The 13,981-nt window shown below is 66.0% G+C and carries 17 protein-coding genes; 8 read left to right on the top strand and 9 right to left on the bottom strand.

Annotated elements, in window-relative coordinates:
* Positions 1–88: 88 nt before the first annotated feature.
* The 6 genes from D779_RS04030 to D779_RS20905 form a co-directional block, all read right to left on the bottom strand.
* On the bottom strand, positions 89–1,483 hold the full coding sequence (locus D779_RS04030) for a ribulose-bisphosphate carboxylase (RefSeq protein ID WP_043749806.1): 1,395 nt from the start codon (positions 1,481–1,483) through the stop codon (positions 89–91).
* Positions 1,484–1,685: 202 nt separating this feature from the next.
* Positions 1,686–3,794 (bottom strand): heavy metal translocating P-type ATPase, encoded by a 2,109-nt coding sequence (locus D779_RS04025; protein WP_043749803.1) that lies wholly within the window; start codon positions 3,792–3,794, stop codon positions 1,686–1,688.
* Positions 3,795–3,952: 158 nt separating this feature from the next.
* Entirely contained in the window at positions 3,953–4,351 is a 399-nt protein-coding gene (locus D779_RS04020; RefSeq protein ID WP_043749801.1) for a hypothetical protein, read from the bottom strand.
* Positions 4,348–4,539, bottom strand: a complete 192-nt coding sequence (locus tag D779_RS04015; RefSeq protein ID WP_043749798.1) for a hypothetical protein — start codon at positions 4,537–4,539, stop codon at positions 4,348–4,350. The genes D779_RS04020 and D779_RS04015 overlap by 4 nt, the downstream gene beginning before the upstream one ends.
* Positions 4,536–4,922: a magnetosome protein MamC gene (locus D779_RS04010; RefSeq protein WP_043749795.1), complete on the bottom strand. Its 387-nt coding sequence runs from the start codon at positions 4,920–4,922 to the stop codon at positions 4,536–4,538. The genes D779_RS04015 and D779_RS04010 overlap by 4 nt, the downstream gene beginning before the upstream one ends.
* Positions 4,919–5,848, bottom strand: coding sequence for a hypothetical protein (locus D779_RS20905; RefSeq protein ID WP_157726312.1), 930 nt, complete (start codon positions 5,846–5,848; stop codon positions 4,919–4,921). The genes D779_RS04010 and D779_RS20905 overlap by 4 nt, the downstream gene beginning before the upstream one ends.
* Positions 5,849–6,198: 350 nt before the next feature.
* Between D779_RS20905 and hutW the strand changes: the two genes are divergently transcribed.
* From hutW to D779_RS03975, 6 genes are read left to right on the top strand one after another with little or no spacing between them, the layout of a single operon-like run.
* A complete protein-coding gene (hutW, locus tag D779_RS04000; protein WP_043749793.1) occupies positions 6,199–7,602 on the top strand; it encodes a heme anaerobic degradation radical SAM methyltransferase ChuW/HutW in 1,404 nt (467 codons plus the stop codon).
* A 10-nt stretch (positions 7,603–7,612) separates the two neighbouring features.
* Positions 7,613–8,119 (top strand): heme utilization cystosolic carrier protein HutX, encoded by a 507-nt coding sequence (gene hutX, locus D779_RS03995; protein WP_043749790.1) that lies wholly within the window; start codon positions 7,613–7,615, stop codon positions 8,117–8,119.
* Positions 8,120–8,126: 7 nt separating this feature from the next.
* A complete protein-coding gene (locus D779_RS03990; RefSeq protein ID WP_043749787.1) occupies positions 8,127–9,020 on the top strand; it encodes an SDR family oxidoreductase in 894 nt (297 codons plus the stop codon).
* Positions 9,021–9,030: 10 nt separating this feature from the next.
* Positions 9,031–9,951 (top strand): heme/hemin ABC transporter substrate-binding protein, encoded by a 921-nt coding sequence (locus D779_RS03985; protein ID WP_081763315.1) that lies wholly within the window; start codon positions 9,031–9,033, stop codon positions 9,949–9,951.
* On the top strand, positions 9,944–11,035 hold the full coding sequence (locus tag D779_RS03980; RefSeq protein WP_043749784.1) for a FecCD family ABC transporter permease: 1,092 nt from the start codon (positions 9,944–9,946) through the stop codon (positions 11,033–11,035). Before D779_RS03985 ends, D779_RS03980 begins: the two co-directional genes overlap by 8 nt.
* A complete protein-coding gene (locus D779_RS03975) occupies positions 11,032–11,823 on the top strand; it encodes a heme ABC transporter ATP-binding protein (RefSeq protein WP_043749781.1) in 792 nt (263 codons plus the stop codon). Before D779_RS03980 ends, D779_RS03975 begins: the two co-directional genes overlap by 4 nt.
* Before the next feature lie 35 nt (positions 11,824–11,858).
* Here D779_RS03975 and D779_RS23095 read toward each other — a convergent pair whose 3' ends face one another.
* On the bottom strand, positions 11,859–11,993 hold the full coding sequence (locus D779_RS23095) for a hypothetical protein (RefSeq protein ID WP_269747367.1): 135 nt from the start codon (positions 11,991–11,993) through the stop codon (positions 11,859–11,861).
* Positions 11,994–12,239: 246 nt separating this feature from the next.
* On the opposite strand from D779_RS23095, the gene D779_RS22580 reads away from it, so the two are divergent.
* Both D779_RS22580 and D779_RS03970 read left to right on the top strand, forming a co-directional pair.
* The gene (locus D779_RS22580; protein WP_198295657.1) at positions 12,240–12,401 is read left to right on the top strand and encodes a hypothetical protein; all 162 of its coding nucleotides are present in this window, start codon (positions 12,240–12,242) and stop codon (positions 12,399–12,401) included.
* Positions 12,402–12,605: 204 nt separating this feature from the next.
* Positions 12,606–12,917 carry a hypothetical protein gene (locus tag D779_RS03970; RefSeq protein WP_043749778.1) on the top strand — a complete coding sequence of 104 codons (312 nt, stop codon included), beginning with the start codon at positions 12,606–12,608 and terminating at the stop codon, positions 12,915–12,917.
* Positions 12,918–12,949: 32 nt separating this feature from the next.
* On the opposite strand, the gene D779_RS03965 is transcribed toward D779_RS03970, so the two are convergent.
* Both D779_RS03965 and D779_RS03960 read right to left on the bottom strand, forming a co-directional pair.
* Positions 12,950–13,348, bottom strand: a complete 399-nt coding sequence (locus D779_RS03965) for an HIT family protein (RefSeq protein ID WP_232424060.1) — start codon at positions 13,346–13,348, stop codon at positions 12,950–12,952.
* Positions 13,349–13,458: 110 nt separating this feature from the next.
* Positions 13,459–13,968, bottom strand: a complete 510-nt coding sequence (locus tag D779_RS03960) for an FKBP-type peptidyl-prolyl cis-trans isomerase (RefSeq protein ID WP_043749771.1) — start codon at positions 13,966–13,968, stop codon at positions 13,459–13,461.
* Positions 13,969–13,981 lie beyond the last annotated feature (13 nt).

Genomic DNA, 13,981 nt, shown 5'->3' with positions numbered 1-13,981 from the left:
CCCCGAGATACTGCCCGCCTCCCCTACTCCACCCGATCCGAGCGGAAGCAGGGTAAGGCTTTCGTGACGGTCTCCGTCTAGGACGAGATCACTTCTCCAGGGCGATCGAGCCCAGCTGCTCGCGCCAGCCCGGGAAGAGCTTGTCGGCGTCGTGCTCGAAGGAGGCGAAGGCGCGGGCGAATTCCTTGTGCTCCTTGGCGTACTCGATCGGATCGGCACCGGCCTTCCAGCACTCGTAGGCCTGACGCAGCGATTTGGCGCCGGCGGCCGGGGAGTCGATGTGGCCGTAGGAGCCACCACCGGCGGTGTTGATGATGTTGCCGTGACCCAGGTTCTTGAAGAAGCCGGGCAGACGCAGGGCGTTCATGCCGCCGGAAATGATCGGGGTGGTGGCCTTCATGCCGTACCACTCCTGGTAGTAGATCGGGCCCTCGCAGGCGTCGCGCTCGATCATGTAGGCGATGATGCGGTCGTCCGACTCGCCTTCCATCTTGCCGTAGCCCATGGTGCCGACGTGGATACCCGAGGCACCCTGCAGACGCGACATCTTGGCCAGCACGAAGGCGGTGTAGCCGCGCTTGGAGCTGGGCGAGGTGATGGCGCCGTGACCGGCACGGTGATAGTGCAGGTACTGATCCGGGTACTGACGGCGCGCGGTGGTGACCATGCCGGGACCGCCGACGTAGCCGTCGACCAGGAAGGCCAGCTTGTCGGCGTCGGGACCGAAGGTCTCGAGCGCGAAGTCGGCGCGGGCGCACATCTCGAAGTGGTCGTCGGCGGTGATGTTCATGGAGAACAGCTTGGCCTCGCCGGTCTCGTCCATGGCGCGCTTCATGGCGTCGTAGACCAGGGGCATGACCTGCTTGACCGGGGCGAAGGTCTGGTTGCCCTGGGGCTCGTCGTTCTTGATGAAGTCGCCGCCGAGCCAGAACTGGTAGGCCGCCTCGGCGAAGGGCTCGGGACGCAGACCCAGCTTGGGCTTGATGATGGTGCCGGCGATGTAGCCGCCGTCCTCGACCGGACGCCCGAGGATGCGCCACAGATCGGAGATGTTCTTGGAGGGGCCGTCGAACAGCTGGATGGCGCGCGGCGGCACCCAGAAGTCGATCATCTTGGCGTACTCGATGTCGCCCATGCCCTGGTTGTTGCCGATGGTGAGGGTCAGGAAGGAGACCATCATCATGCGACCGTCGGTCATGTTCCGGTCGAACAGGTCCAGCGGATAGGCGATGCGCATCTCCTCGCGCGATTCGTCGATGTAATAGACCAGCGCGTCGACGCCCTTGGTGAAGTCGTCGGTGGTGCAGACCTCGACGTTGGTGCCGGTGGAGGACTCGGCGGCGAAGTGCGCGGCGGCCTCCAGATAGCCGTAGCCGGCCTTCGGCTTCATGGTGTAGGCGCAGAGGATGTGCTTGCCGCCGGCGATCAGATCGGCTTCCTTGAGGCTGAGATCGGCGTAACGCTTGGACTGGTCGAGTGCCATGTGACTGTTTCTCTCTCGTTGTCGTGATGGGCGAAGCGCCCTTGTTATGGCGGGGTGCACCAGGAATCGGGATGCCTGGTCGAGTGTCCCCCTCGCAAGATTTCCATGCAGAATACAGGTGAATATTTCATAAATATATTTTGAATTTCTTATCGAACCCATAAGCGGAAAGCTATATGAAGGAGCTCGCGTCCATCCGCCCTCATTCCGGCTCGACGATCCGCTCCCGTTCCGCGGGTCGTGCGCCCCGCAGCGCGTGCACCAGCACGGCGAGCGTGGTGCCGTTGTGCAGCAGTGCGCTGGCAACCGGCGAGAGCCAGCCCATGAGGGCGCCGGCCATGATGCCAGTGTTGATGCCGACGGTGGCGTTGAAGTTGGTGCGGATGACCTTGAGCGTGCCGAGCGCGATCTCGCGGGCGTCGGCGACCGCGAGCAGACGGTCGTCGGTGAGGACGATGTCGGCGCTCGCCCGGGCGAGATCCGCGCCGCGCGACATGGCGATGCCCACGTCGGCGGCGACCAGGGCCGGGCCGTCGTTGATGCCGTCGCCGACGAATCCGACCTTGCGCCCCTCGCGTTGGAGCGCGGCGATGAGTTCGGCCTTCTCCTCGGGCCGCACCTCGCCGTGGACCCGGTCGAGGCTCAGGGTCCGGCCCAGCGACTCGGCCTTCTCCTGGCGGTCGCCCGAGATCATCACCAGGCGGTCGATGCCCAGGGCGCGCAGACGGGCGAGCGTGGTCTCGGCGTCCTCGCGCAAGGTATCGCGCAGGGCGATCAGACCCATGGGGCCGTGCTCGCTGGCGACGTAGAGCAGGGTCTTGCCCTCGTCGAGCAGACGACCGATTCGCGCCTCGTGACGTCTGAAATGGATGCCCTCGTGCTCTTCCAGATAGTGCCGGCTGCCGACGATGATGCGGCAGCAGTCGAGCTCGGCGCTGACCCCGTGGGCGACCATGTAGTCGACCTCGCCGTGCGAGATGTGCTGCAGATCGCGCTCGCGCGCGGCCTCGACCACGGCCTGCGACAGTGGGTGCGTGGCATGCTCCTCGAGCGAGGCGACCATGGCCAGCAGCTCTTCCTCGGTCTCTCCCGAGCGGTCATCCAGCACCACCACGTCGGTGACCTCGAGCTCGCTGTGGGTCAGGGTCCCGGTCTTGTCGAAGACCAAGGTGTCGATCCCGCCGAGCCGCTCCATGGCCTCGCCGCCCTTGATGAGGACGCCGTGGCTGGCGGCCTGATAGAGCCCGGACTTGAAGGCGACCGGGGTACCGAGCTTGAGGGCGCAGGAATAGTCGACCAGGAACACGGACTGGACGCGGGTGAGGTCGCGCGTCAGGGCATAGACGGCCCCGGCCGATCCCAGGGTGAGATAGACGCGCTTGTCGGCCAGTTCGTCGGCCATGCGCTGGGTGTCCGAGCTCTTGTCGAGCGACTCCTGGATGAAGCGGGCGACGCGGGCGGTGGTGGTGTCCTCGCCGACCCGGGTCGCCTCGATGCGCAGCCGGCCCTCGACCAGCACCGAGCCGGCGACCACCCGCTTGGGCGCTTCGCGCGCGATGGGCACGTCTTCGCCGGTGACGGCGGCCTGGTTGACCAGGGCGACGCCCTCGACCACACGGCCGTCGACCGGGATGGTCTCCCCGACCCCGACGACCAGGATCTCGCCCGTCTCGACCCGGTCGCCCGGGATCTGGACCAGCTGGCCGTCGCGCTCGACCCAGGCGAGGGTCGGGGCCGGCCGCAGCAGCCGGCGCAGCAGCCGGTCGGACTGCTGCTGGGTGCGCTCCTCGAGATACTCGCCGAGCGTGAGCAGGAAATCGGTGATATTGGCGGTGTAGAGCTTGCCGCGGCTGGCCGAGAGCCCCACGGCCAGGGCGTCCAGAACCTCGACCTTGACCCCTTCGTGGATCAGGGTATCCGCCCCCTTGATCAGCTTGGAACCGATGTTCAAGAGGGTGGCGACATGCTGGGCTGGACGCGGCAGCAGGGGCAGCAGCATCAGGGTCAGGACATTGCGCACCAGCGGGGTGATGGAGGGGTCGTCCGATGCGCCGCGTATCTCGAGCGCGTCGGCGCTGCCGGGGACGCAGATCTCGAGCCGCTCGAGCAGACGCGCCTGGGTGAGCTGACCCGGATCGTACTCGAGGACGAGGCTGCGCGCGGCGCGGTTGATGCGCACCTCTTCGACACCCTCGTGCGATTCGAGCCAATAGCGCAGGGATTCGCCGGCGCCGCTGGCCGCCAGGGCTGGAACGCGCAGGCGCAGCCGACCCGGCAGGGCGTGGAGGATGCGGTAGGAATTCGCGGTCATGGGACATCCTTAGCGGCCGGCTCGGCCGACTGCCTTGGGCGGCCTGGAATGCGGCGTGGATCAGGGAAACGTGGCGGCCGGAATTACGGCGCAATGGAACCAGCCATTGCGCCGTCGTCCGCTGCGGGCGAACGCACCGACCCTTTCAGATCTCGACCTTATTTGCTCTGCTTGCCATGCTGAATCTCGGCGGCGGCATCGCCGAAACGCTCCTTGACCTCTTCCACGCCGCCCTGCAGCAGCGACCAGGTCTTGACCACACCCTTGATGGCGGTGCGCTGAACCTGCTCGTTGGTGACCAGATAGGTGACGGCGGCACCTATCAGCAGGCCCTTGAGGAAACGGTCGTTCGGCATGCCGAGCAGCGAGCGATTCGGCTGCTGCTGATAGTAGGGCTGGGGCTGATAGGCGTAATGCTGCTGCATACCAGGCTGCTGCATGCCCGGCTGCATGGTCCCCATGCCCGGTCCCTGCGCCTGCCCCTGAGCGCCGCCGGGTACCTGACCGGCGGCATACTGACCGGCGCCGGGATACTGTGGATAGTAATGCTGACTCATGCTGGGTCTCCCGAAGTGGCTGGAGTCGTGGATGCGTTCTGTGCCGAGGCGGTCTTGTCGGCGGCCCGGCGCTTGACGATGCCGCGCATCAGTAGGACCAGGGCGGCGCCGACCAGGACACCGCCGACCCCCTCGACGAGATTCTTTCGCACGCCATGCTGGTGACGCTGCTGTGAAGAGCTGCTCATGATTCCTCCTCGTCGGCGGACAGGCGGGCCTGGATGCCATAGACGACCGCCGTGCCGACCAGGAACATGAGCCCCAGACGGGCGATCCCCTGCTCCGCGAAACTGGAGGCGACCGCACCCGCCGCGGCGGTGGCCACGCCCGCGGTGACGGCGGCCTTGGCGGTTTCGGCCAATGCGGCCTGGGGCGTCTGCATGCCTGACTGCAGGCTGCGGAACTGTTGCGCCGCGGCCGTGGTGCCCCCGACGATGGCGCCTGTGGTGGCCAGACGCATCAAGGCGGAGCAATCCGGCCCGCCATATGACGGACCGGAATAGGTCTGCTGATGCGGATAGACGGCTCCGGGCTGGAGCGGATACGGTCTCTGCTCCTCATAGGTGCTCATGAGCCGGACTCCTTGGAGCCGTTGCCGTTCTCCCCGCCCCCCGACTTGAAGAGGGCGTTCTGGACCGATTCGCTGGTCAGCAGCAGCACGGCCGCGGCCCCCACCAGTGCACCCTTCCAGAAATCCGGATCGTCGAAATTGAGCATCTTGGAGAGTGCGGAGAGTCCGTTGCCGCCATTGGCGACCTCCTCCATCAGATCGCTCATGCTGGCGCCATGGGCCTGGCCCGCCCCCTGGGCATCATGGGCATGCCCCTGGTGCATCGCCTGGAAGGCGTCGGGCGGGTACGGATAGACGCCCGGCGGTGGCGGCGGTGGATAGCCGGCATACTGGGCATAATGCGGAGCCGCATAGTAACCCTGACCCGGTTGCGGCTGAGCGTACTGCGGCTGGCCGTAGTACGGCGGTATCGCGCCCGCGCCGCCGTGCATGTAATGGCCCTGGGGTGACTGCGGCCCCATGGATTCCGTCGGGGCGCCCTGGGCCGCCCCGTAATACGGCTGCTGGCCGCCCTGGCTCATGCCCGGTCCGTAGGCGTGGGCTCCGCCTTGATCGAGTCCCTGGTATGGCTGCCCCTGGGCCGCGCCATAGGTCTGCCGACCGCCCGCGAATTCGCCGGAACCCTGCTGGCCGCCTTGGCCCATGCCCTGACCGTAGACATAGGCACTGCCCTGCCCCTGGGCCGCTCCAAAGGAGGGTTGACCGCCAGCGGATTCGCCGTAGCCTTGCGAACCGCCCGCCTGGCCGTAAGAGTGGGCGCCTCCCTGACCCTCTGCGGATCCTGACCGGGACTCGCCGTATCCCCCGGCGGCTCCCATCTGTCCCTGTCCCGTCGCGGCAGACTCGGGCGCGCCGCCGTGCCCCTGCGCCTCCATCCCCGGACCGCGATCTGGCGCGCCGCCCGCGCCGCTTTGGTGCTCACTCATTGATGTCTCCGATGATCCTCGTGGTTGACCTTAGAACCAGGGAAAAGGCTGATTCACAGCACAACGCCGAATTCGATCCGGTTTTCACGGATCGAAACGAAAAATAGCCGTGTCCTGGGTTGAACCCAACGACCGCCGGTCGCCTGCATCAGACACTAGCGACTGACCCTAAGGTTAACGCATCTTGGGCATGGAATGTAATTGAGAATGATTATTTTGACCTAGCATTGATTTGCAAATGAGAACGAATAGCATTATATTCCAGACTCGAAATCGAACCATTCACGTTCACCATGGCGCGCCCCAGCACGCCGAGCGGGAGCGCCCCGACTAGAGTCTATCCACTTCGCATGACCTTCAGCCGTTCGCACGAACAATCCCCCTACAAGCCGATCGAGGCATTCTATGCGCACGAGGGCGGCGAACCGCTGGCGAACGCCTTCGCGGGACGGCGGGGCGTGCATCCCTTCGTCGGCATGACGCCCGTGCCCGAGCATCAGTGGGCGCGCGTCTGGACCGAGATGACGGCCGGTCCACGCACGGGGAGATCGGTCGCCTATATCCACGTCCCCTTCTGCGAAAGCCACTGTCTCTTTTGCGGTTTCTACCAGAACGCCTGGCACGAACCGCTCGGAGGCCGCTATGTGGATACGCTGATCGGGCATCTGAAGCGCGACCGGGACCGGTCCTATCAGGCCGAGGGTCCCATCCGGGCGGTCTATCTCGGGGGCGGGACGCCGACGCTGCTCTCGATCCATGACCTGGCGCGGGCGGTTGCCGCCGTGCGCGAGTATCTGCCCCTGGCATCGGATTGCGAGATCACGGTCGAGGGACGTGCGCGGGACCTGGATGCGGACAAGGCGCACGCCCTCTTCGACGCCGGCGTCAACCGGCTGTCCATCGGCGTGCAGAGCTTCGACGAGGACGTGCGCCGACGCCTGGGCCGCAAGACGGACCGCGCCGAGCTGATCCGGCGGCTCGAGGACCTGATGGCAGCCGACCGGGGCGCCGTCGTCATCGATCTCATCTACGGCCTTCCGGGTCAGTCCCTATCGGTCTGGGAGGAGGACGTGCGCACCGCCGTCGGTCTGGGTCTGGACGGGGTGGATCTCTATGCGCTCAAGCTGATGCCGCAGACCCCCCTGGGCGGGGCGGTCCGCTCGGGCCGGCTCAGTCCGGCGGCGGTCGAATCGCACGGCTCCTTCTATGCCCGCGGTGCCGAACTGATGGAGGCGTCGCGCTGGGAGGCGCTCTCCTCCAGCCATTGGCGCAGCGGCACCCGCGAGCGCAATCTCTACAATCTGGAGGTCAAGGGCGGTGCCGACTGTCTGGCCTTCGGCGCCGGCGCCGGCGGCTTCCTGGGCGGCCATTCCTACCGCATCCTGGCGGACGTCTCCGAGCATGCCGAACACCTGCACCAACGCAAGCCGCTGCTCGGCGGTCTCATGCGCCAGTCGCCCCACCATCGGCTGCTCAATTCCATCAAAGGGGACCTCGAACGCGGCCGGCTCGACATCCGGGCCACGGGCGAGCGGCTCGCGGCCGCCACCGGACTCGACCTGGAGCGGATCGCCGGTCCACTGCTCGGGCAGTGGGAAAGGTCCGGACTGCTGATACGCGACGGACGCTGGCTCGAGCTCACGCTCGCCGGCCGCTTCTGGCAGGTCGCGCTCACCCAGAACCTGCTCGAGTGGCTGGACCAGATCATTCGCGACGGCCCCGTGCTGGTGGATCGGCCCGCCGCGCTCACCTGAGGAGCAACGCATGACACTCAACCAATCGCAGGCCGATGCCATCCGCACGGCACATCGCTACAACCCGGGCGCGGTGCTGGAAGAGATCGCCAGGGAGCACGGCGTGACCACGCGGGACGTCCTCTCGCTGCTGCCCGAATCCGAGGCGGTTACGGTCGAGGGCTGCCATTTCGAGCGGGTGATGCGCGAGATGACGGGCTGGGGCGATCTAACCCTGCTGGTCAACACGGGCGATGTCATCCTCGAGGCCAAGGGACCGCTGCCCGAGGGTCGCATGGCCCAGGGTTACTACAACCTGCTGGGCCAACCGATCGGCGGTCATCTCAAGGCGTCGAACTGCGATCTCATCGCCTTCGTCTCGCGCCAATTGTTCGGGTCGGACACACACTCGGTGCAATTCTACAACCCGGATGGAGACTGCATGTTCAAGATCTATCTCGGCCGCGATGCCGAGCGCCGTTTGCTTCCGGACCAGGTCGAGCGTTTCAGGGCGCTCAGGGATGGATTGAAGGGATAGGATCCCAATGCCGACGCCATCGCTCTTCTGCTTCGGTCTGGGTTACACCGGAATCCGTCTCGCCTATCTCGCCATGACGCGCGGCTGGCGCGTCGCGGGAACCTGCCGCGATCCCGAGAAGGCCGGCGCGCTGCGCAGCCTGGGCATCCGGGCGATCCCTTTCGCCGACGGGCGCCCCGGCCAGGAGCTGAAGGACGCCCTGTTCCAGACGACGCACCTGCTCGAATCCGTTCCGCCAGGGGAGGACGGCGATCCGGTGCTGGGATGTTACGCCAGACAGCTGGAGACGCTGTCCGGATCGCTGAAGTGGATCGGCTATCTCTCCACGACCGGCGTCTACGGCGACTGCGGAGGCGACTGGATCGACGAGTCGCGCACCCCGAACCCGGCCACCCGGGAGAACCGGCGCCGCCTGGATGCCGAAAGCGCCTGGCTGGACCTGGGGGCACGCATGGACACGCCGACCCAGGTGTTCAGGCTTCCCGGCATCTACGGCCCCGAGGGCAGAAGTGTCATCGACGCGCTCGAATCCGGTCGCGCCCGGCGGATACTCAAGCCGGGCCAGGTCTTCAACCGCATCCACGTCTACGACCTCGTCGAGGTTCTCATGGCCTCGATGGAGCGTCCGGACGCCGGCCGCGTCTACAACGTCGCCGACGACGAGCCGGCCCCGGCGGACGAGGTGCTGTCCTACGCGGCGGCCCTGCTCGACCTCGAGCCGCCGCCGACGGAGCCCTTCGAGCAGGCCGATCTGTCCCCTTTCGCCCGGCATTTCTACAACGAATGCAAGCGTGTCTCCAACGACCGCATCAAGCGCGAGCTGGAGGTGCAGCTGCGGTACCCGACCTATCGCGAAGGTCTGCGCGCCATCGCCCGGTCGCGGCTCGACCCCCGTGCGTAGCCCCCGATCCATGCCATTTGAGGAACCGGACACCATGCTCGATGCCAAGACATCGTCCAGCGGCCACTGGCGCGCGCTCATCATCGGTCTGACGCTATCCCTTTCTCCCGGAGCGGTTCCGGCCGCCGAGCGTCTGGTGTCGGTGGACGGCGCCGCCACCGAGATCATCTATGCGCTGGGCCGAGAATCCCGCCTGGTGGGGGTCGATACCACCAGCACCTATCCGCCCGAGACCCGATCGCTGGGAAGCGTCGGCTACAAACGGAGGCTCTCGGCCGAGGGTCTGCTGAGCCTCTCCCCCGATCTGATCCTGGCGACGGAGGATGCCGGGCCGCCCGAGGTGCTGAACCAGGTCCGCTCGGCCGGTGTCGAGGTACGCCTGATTCCGGACGCGGCTACGCCGGAAGGTCTGAACGAAAAGATCGAGGCGGTCGCCGAGGCGCTGGACGCCCAGGACAGCGGCCAGGATCTGATCGCCCGCGTCGGTCGGCAGCTGGAACGGATCGCGCGGGCGGTCGGCGAGGTCGAGCGCCCGCCACGGGTGCTCTTCCTCATGGTCGTCGGCTCGGGCATCGACCATTCCGCCGGCCGGGGCGCCCCGGTCGACACGCTGATCCGACTTGCCGGTGGAGAGAACGTGCTGCACGCGTCGATGGAGGACTACAAGCCGCTGAGTCCGGAGGCCGCGCTCGCCGCCGCGCCGGACGTCATCCTGGTCTCCAACCGCGCACTCGAGGATCTGAATGGCGTCGACGGCGTACTTGGCCGAGCCGGTCTTGCCGCCACGCCGGCCGGCCAGGCACGCCGGGTGATCGCCCTCGACAGCGCGCTGCTGTTCCATTTCGGCCCACGCATCGCCCAGGCCGCCGAGCAGCTGGCGGGCGAGCTCGGCACGCTGGACCGGCCCGGGGCCGTCGTCGGGCGTGACTAGCGCGGTCCTCGCCTCCTCGATCGCGATCGCCGGCCTCGAGCGTCGCCAGCACCGTCGGCGCTGGGCCTTGCTGGCGCTGCTCCTGCTGATGCTGGTGGTCGCCCTGCTGTCGATCGCGATCGGACCGGTCACCATTCCGCCCGCCGAGGTGCTGCGGGTGGTGGGCGACAATCTGGGTCTGCCGGTCGGCGAGATCGCCCCCCAGCACGCGGCGGTGATCGAGAGCATCCGCCTGCCGCGCACCCTGCTCGGGCTGCTGGTCGGCGCCGCGCTCGCGGTCGCCGGGGCGGCCATGCAGGGGCTCTTCCGCAATCCGCTCGCCGATCCCGGCCTCATCGGGGTCTCGGCCGGCTCGGCGCTGGCGGCCGTCTGCGTCATCGTGCTCGGCGAACAGGGCCTGGCCTTCCTGACGTCGGCACTGGGTCCATTCAGTCTGCCGCTGGCGGCCTTCATCGGCGGGCTGATCACCACCCTGGTGGTCTACCGGCTCGCCAGCCGCGACGGACAGACCTCGGTTACCACGCTCCTGCTCGCAGGGATCGCCATCAACGCGCTCTGCGGCGCCGGAACCGGGCTCCTGACCTATCTGGCCGACGACCAGCAGCTGCGCAATCTCACCTTCTGGAGCATGGGTAGCCTGGGCGGCGCCAGCTGGAGCCAGGTCGGCAGCGTGGCCCTGCTGATCGCCCTGCCGCTCATCGCCCTGCCACTGCTGGCACGCACCTTCAACGCCCTGCTGCTCGGCGAGGCCGAGGCGGGTCACCTGGGGATTGCGGTCCAGCGCATGCAGCGGCTCATCGTCGCACTCGCTGCCCTGGCGGTGGGCGCGGCCGTGGCGGTGAGCGGTCTGATCGGCTTCGTCGGTCTGGTGGTGCCGCACCTGCTGCGTCTGGCCATGGGGCCGGACCACCGGTTCCTGCTGCCGGGGGCGGCCCTGCTCGGCGGGAGCCTGCTCCTGCTGGCCGATCTGCTCGCCCGCACCCTGGTCACGCCCGCCGAGCTGCCGATCGGCATCCTCACGGCGCTGCTCGGCGGACCTTTCTTCATCGCCCTATTGATGCGTCAGCGCGGGATGGCGGTATGAGTCTAAGTGCATCCGATCTGGGGGTGATCCGAGATGGACGTGCCCTGATCGACGGGGTCAGCCTAACCCTGAATCCGGGCGAGGTACTGGTCATTCTCGGGGCCAACGGGGCCGGCAAGTCGACCCTGCTGCGCTGTCTGAGCGGCGAGCTCCGGCCGGACGCGGGCGAGATCCGGCTCAACGGCGTGCCGCTCGCCGCCTGGTCGAGCGGCGACTGCGCCAGGCGGCGCGCCATCCTGCCCCAGCAAAGTCCGCTGAATTTCCCCTTCACCGCGCTGGAGGTCGCCGCCATGGGCCGCATCCCGCACGGCGGTCCCGGCCCCGGCGACACCCGGATCGCCGCCGCGGCCCTGGCGGCGGCCGAGGCGGAGCACCTGGCCGAGCGGCGCTACACCACGCTCTCCGGCGGCGAACGTCAGCGTGTGCACCTGGCGCGCATCCTTGCCCAGCTCTGGAGCCCGCTGCCGAACGACGAGCCCAGATACCTGCTGCTCGACGAGCCGACGGCCAGTCTCGACCTGGCCCATCAGCACGCCACCCTCGCCCTGGCTCGTCGCTGGACCGACCGCAACATCGGCGTGCTGGTGGTGCTGCACGACCTGAACCTGGCCGCCCAGTACGGCGACCGCATCGCGCTCATGAAGCAGGGACGCCTGCTCGCCCTGGACCGGCCTAGGGCGGTCTTGGAGCCACCCCTCATCGAACAGGCATTCGGTCTGCCGGTCAGCGTGATTCCGCATCCCGAGATGGGCTGTCCGCTGGTGATTCCCCGGCAGATCGCCGCATGAGAGGCCCCCTTTGACGACTGCCTTGCTCCCTCTACTCAATAGAGCCCAATAGAGACAGAGTATGGCATGCGGGCCGTTTTCATGGCGATGCGTTGAAGCAATTCACCACGTTCAAGAGGTGAAATCATCGACCATGCAACCGCTTTCTTCATTCGACGATCAATAGCCATTCATGCCGGATATTCCTATAGGATTAGGAATAAGAATTCGCTCCGCTGGTTTCGAATCGAACCGCATGCCATTGGATGGCCTGCGACTTACCCCCCGGTATCCTCTTCGTCTTCAGCGAATTTTCACTGAAATACTCAAGCCGATCTCCCTCGAAGCCTTGACAGTATCGCTCGGCCGCGATAGCTTTCGAACGCTGCACCCTGAAATAGACACACTGGCCTCCTGGCTATCGATAAAGGTCACTTATGAGCGAACAAGCGAAAACACGCCCGAAGGTTCCAGACGGCCACAGCCGCTTCATCGTCACCCGTCAGAAGGAGGCGAATGAAAAGGGATATGTCGGATACGATGTCATTTGGGACAAGTTCCAGAAAGAGATCCCCTACCAGACCCCGAAGCGTCCCTGAATGTGGACGCGGCCGTGCGAGCCCGAGCGTTCGCGCGGCCTTTTCCCATCGCGGGACAGGTGGATACCAGTAATCCGCTTCTCGCGTTCGAATCACGCCTTTCGCGCCGTCTCGACGGGCGATCGAGTCTCGGAGACTCGGGTTGCCTGCCTCCCAGCCGCCCCGCCCCTAGACTGGCCGATTGTCACGGCAAGGTTATCGAGAATGAAACTGACATTGGATCGCTCGAAATTCGACGAGCGTCAAGCGATATTCACCGCCGAGATCGTCGAACGGATCAAGATCAAACTTCAGGAAGCGGGAGTCGACCAGGAGAAGCTGGAAGACCTTACCGCCGGTATTGCGCTGAGCATCACCGGTGTCATTGACGATCTGGCCATGCTCGAGGTCGATGGGATCGAGGTGCATCCCTATTTGACCTTTCGCACCGATGAGGACGAACTCGTTCACTGGGGTGAAAACTCATATACCTACGAAAAGGTCTATGGCGCCATGAGGACACTATTTCACACCTAGCGAGCGCGGCAAGGTCCTTCGCTTTCCGTTTGTCAGTCGGGAGTGACGTTATAGGTCTGCTTGTGCGGAATGACGCCGCGCACCCCGCCCTTCGGGTTCTCCACGTCGCCCTTGTAGCGAGGGATCACGTGAATGTGAAGGTGATGGATCGACTGCCCGGCCCAGTGACCGACGTTGATTCCGATGTTGTATCCGTCCGGATGATATTGCTCGTCGACGATCTGTTTTCCGCGCGCGACCAGTCCCCATAGGTCGACCAATTCGTCATCCCGGATGTCGAAATAGCTCGCGAAATGCCGATAGGGAATGACCAGGAAGTGGCCGGGGCTCGCGGGATAGCGGTCGTAGGCGGCGAATCCGTGCTCGCTCTCGATCAAGAGGTGCCTGCCGGGCTTGGATACGCAGAATCGGCATTCCTCATCCGCGTTCATGCTTGGATCTGTGCTGCTCATAATGGGTTCTGCCGATACGGGGATACTCGAGATCAGAAAAAACGGCGAACGGAATCGCTCGCTTCGCTCCGTCTTGGACGAAACAGGACTCAGATCGGCCGGGTCGGTATCCCGCCGATATCCGGTCCCTTCTCCGGCCTGCCGCCGGCGAGGATCTCCTCTTCGGTCGCATCGCGCACGCTCAGGATCTCAAGCTCGAACACGACCATCCGGCCGCACAGCGGATGGTTGCCGTCGATCGTCAGCGTCTTGTCGTCCATTCGGGTGACGAGAAAGCTCTTGGCCTCGCCCTTGTCGTTCTCCATGAGGATGCGCGTTCCCACCTCCCGATATTCCTCGGGAACGTTCTCGATCGCGTCGGTGAAGACCAGGGACTCGTCCCTGGCACCGTAGAGATCCCTGCAGTCGATCGGAACCGAGATGCGGTCCCCGGACGCCTTCCCATCCAGCTCCGCCATGACCTGCGGCGACAGCACGGCATTGTGCCCGTGCACATACCCCAGGGGAAACTCCACGGTCGTCAGGACGTCGCCCGACTTCTGGTCCACGACCCGATAGGTCAGCTCGACGAACTTGCCCTCTTCGATGCGCTCTTTCATAGACTCGCTCATG

The sequence above is a fragment of the Imhoffiella purpurea genome (genome assembly GCF_000585215.1).
In the GTDB taxonomy this organism is placed as follows: domain Bacteria; phylum Pseudomonadota; class Gammaproteobacteria; order Chromatiales; family Chromatiaceae; genus Imhoffiella; species Imhoffiella purpurea.
This window is presented reverse-complemented; position numbering and strand designations above follow the sequence as displayed.

Excerpts from the sequence above, each read along its gene's own strand:
- D779_RS04030 (WP_043749806.1), bottom strand. The coding sequence starts at position 1,483 with ATGGCACTCGACCAGTCCAAGCGTTACGCCGATCTCAGCCTCAAGGAA.
- D779_RS04025 (WP_043749803.1), bottom strand. The coding sequence starts at position 3,794 with ATGACCGCGAATTCCTACCGCATCCTCCACGCCCTGCCGGGTCGGCTG.
- D779_RS04020 (WP_043749801.1), bottom strand. The coding sequence starts at position 4,351 with ATGAGTCAGCATTACTATCCACAGTATCCCGGCGCCGGTCAGTATGCC.
- D779_RS04015 (WP_043749798.1), bottom strand. The coding sequence starts at position 4,539 with ATGAGCAGCTCTTCACAGCAGCGTCACCAGCATGGCGTGCGAAAGAAT.
- D779_RS04010 (WP_043749795.1), bottom strand. The coding sequence starts at position 4,922 with ATGAGCACCTATGAGGAGCAGAGACCGTATCCGCTCCAGCCCGGAGCC.
- D779_RS20905 (WP_157726312.1), bottom strand. The coding sequence starts at position 5,848 with ATGAGTGAGCACCAAAGCGGCGCGGGCGGCGCGCCAGATCGCGGTCCG.
- hutW (WP_043749793.1), top strand. The coding sequence starts at position 6,199 with ATGACCTTCAGCCGTTCGCACGAACAATCCCCCTACAAGCCGATCGAG.
- hutX (WP_043749790.1), top strand. The coding sequence starts at position 7,613 with ATGACACTCAACCAATCGCAGGCCGATGCCATCCGCACGGCACATCGC.
- D779_RS03990 (WP_043749787.1), top strand. The coding sequence starts at position 8,127 with ATGCCGACGCCATCGCTCTTCTGCTTCGGTCTGGGTTACACCGGAATC.
- D779_RS03985 (WP_081763315.1), top strand. The coding sequence starts at position 9,031 with ATGCCATTTGAGGAACCGGACACCATGCTCGATGCCAAGACATCGTCC.
- D779_RS03975 (WP_043749781.1), top strand. The coding sequence starts at position 11,032 with ATGAGTCTAAGTGCATCCGATCTGGGGGTGATCCGAGATGGACGTGCC.
- D779_RS23095 (WP_269747367.1), bottom strand. The coding sequence starts at position 11,993 with ATGGCTATTGATCGTCGAATGAAGAAAGCGGTTGCATGGTCGATGATT.
- D779_RS22580 (WP_198295657.1), top strand. The coding sequence starts at position 12,240 with ATGAGCGAACAAGCGAAAACACGCCCGAAGGTTCCAGACGGCCACAGC.
- D779_RS03970 (WP_043749778.1), top strand. The coding sequence starts at position 12,606 with ATGAAACTGACATTGGATCGCTCGAAATTCGACGAGCGTCAAGCGATA.
- D779_RS03965 (WP_232424060.1), bottom strand. The coding sequence starts at position 13,348 with ATGAACGCGGATGAGGAATGCCGATTCTGCGTATCCAAGCCCGGCAGG.
- D779_RS03960 (WP_043749771.1), bottom strand. The coding sequence starts at position 13,968 with ATGAAAGAGCGCATCGAAGAGGGCAAGTTCGTCGAGCTGACCTATCGG.